This window comes from Aeromonas schubertii (genome assembly GCF_000820105.1).
GTDB lineage: Bacteria > Pseudomonadota > Gammaproteobacteria > Enterobacterales > Aeromonadaceae > Aeromonas > Aeromonas schubertii.
Genome location: NZ_CDDB01000054.1, coordinates 1 through 1,682, shown reverse-complemented (window position 1 = coordinate 1,682; position 1,682 = coordinate 1). Strand labels below are relative to the sequence as shown.

General features: G+C 55.7%; 1 protein-coding gene and 1 pseudogene. One reads left to right on the top strand and one right to left on the bottom strand.

Annotation, left to right across the window (positions count from 1 at the left end):
- Window positions 1–97: 97 nt before the first annotated feature.
- A pseudogene (locus BN1133_RS20480) lies at window positions 98–208 on the bottom strand (alpha-amylase family glycosyl hydrolase); the annotation flags it as partial.
- A 174-nt stretch (window positions 209–382) separates the two neighbouring features.
- Here BN1133_RS20480 and BN1133_RS12070 point away from each other — a divergent pair.
- Complete coding sequence (locus BN1133_RS12070) at window positions 383–1,633, top strand: S1 family peptidase (RefSeq protein WP_082177999.1); 1,251 nt, start codon at window positions 383–385, stop codon at window positions 1,631–1,633.
- Window positions 1,634–1,682 lie beyond the last annotated feature (49 nt).

Genomic DNA, 1,682 nt, shown 5'->3' with positions numbered 1-1,682 from the left:
AAATTCACTATGCCACTACACCCAGAATCTTCATCCCAGAATCTTCAGGCATCTTCCCCACACAGAACAAAATGGTGGGTGTCCCAGTTTCCGCCAGCCCCGAGTGGGCATCTTCCCCACACAGAAAGGCCCGCCGCACACAGCGGCTGATCACATGGTAGTAATGCGTATCCTGCAGGCTAATTTGACGTGAACGGGCGATGGCCATGGCAAATTCACTATGCCACTACAACCACAGCGGTTTGCTTGCCCCATGAAGGATGCCGGATAAGCACGAGACAGGACCTGAATCACACTTCTCTCATCAGACCACTATCTACATTTCTGTCACCACAAAAGCGGGCCCCATACTGCTCCGTCCAATACTAATAATGAGTATCGTTTGGAGTTCAGCATGTCATTGTTTAAACAGAGCACGATAGCCCTCGCCTGTCTGGCTGCCCTTCCCGCGGCCGCCGGTGAGGCGGCACCTCGCATCATTGGTGGCACAGCCGTTGCGGCCCCCAGCTGGATGGTGGCGGTTGGTGAAAACGTTAATGGAAAGTGGATCAACTATTGTGGTGGAACCCTGATCGACAAGGAGTGGGTCGTTACCGCAGCTCACTGCGTCGAGGAGCCTCAAATAGGAAAGATGGAGGTGGCCATCGGGGTGTCCGATATCAGCAAGCCCCATACTCGTACAGCCGTTGATCAGGTATTGATGAATACTGAATATCTCATCAATCGCCTGAAATCCCTTGGGGAGGAAATCCCGACATTTGAAAAGGATATCGCCCTGCTGCATCTGGCCACTCCGGTGACCCAAGCTCCCATCAAGGTGGCCGCTCTCGGCACCAAGGATACCTGGACGACCGGCACAACCCCGCTGCGAGCCTATGGCTATGGTGGTATCAACCCGGACGCGACTCTGGACTCTCCCGTCCTGCAAACCATTGAGCTCCCCTATCAGGGCAGCAAGGACATCTGGTACCGTGATCCAACCCTGAGCCATATTTTTGCCGGCAAAACCGTCGGACAAGATAGCTGTAAGGGGGATAGTGGTGGCCCTCTGGTCTATAACGGAGAACTGGTCGGAATCACCAGTTATGGAGCCTTCCCCTGTGCATCAGGCAGCGCCGGTGCATACACCTATGCGCCTGCATTGACCGACTGGATTGATGAGCAAAAGAGCAGCGTAACCCTGACCTCACTGCGCGGCCTTAACGTACCGGCAAAACAGAGCCGCTGGGCCGAATTCCGACTGGTCAATCGTACCATTGTGCCAACGACACTGAGTGATCTGAAGACCACTGCCCCCGAGATCACCAATGACTGCATGACAGAGCTGAAACCGGGTCAAGCCTGTACCATACGGGTACGCTTCGAAGGGAAGTATACTGTCGACACGATGCGTCCAGAGCTTGTCAGTATCACCAGCACCCAACTCGGCCGCGCTACCGTGCTTGAGGCAGGGCTGATCGGTGTGACCACTAAAGAAGAGCCCGTGGTGATTCCTGTGCCTCAGCCTGAGCCACAGCCGTCTCCCCAACCAGCGCCTCAACCCGCAGCAACCTCCAGTGGTGGTGGTGGCGGTGCCTTCGGTCTGGCAGGCCTGCTTCTGCTCCCCCTGGCCTGGCTGCGTCGTCGCCGTTAAGGCAAACAAAAAGGGATGACCGAGGTCATAATGCCGATCAGTTAAGGAT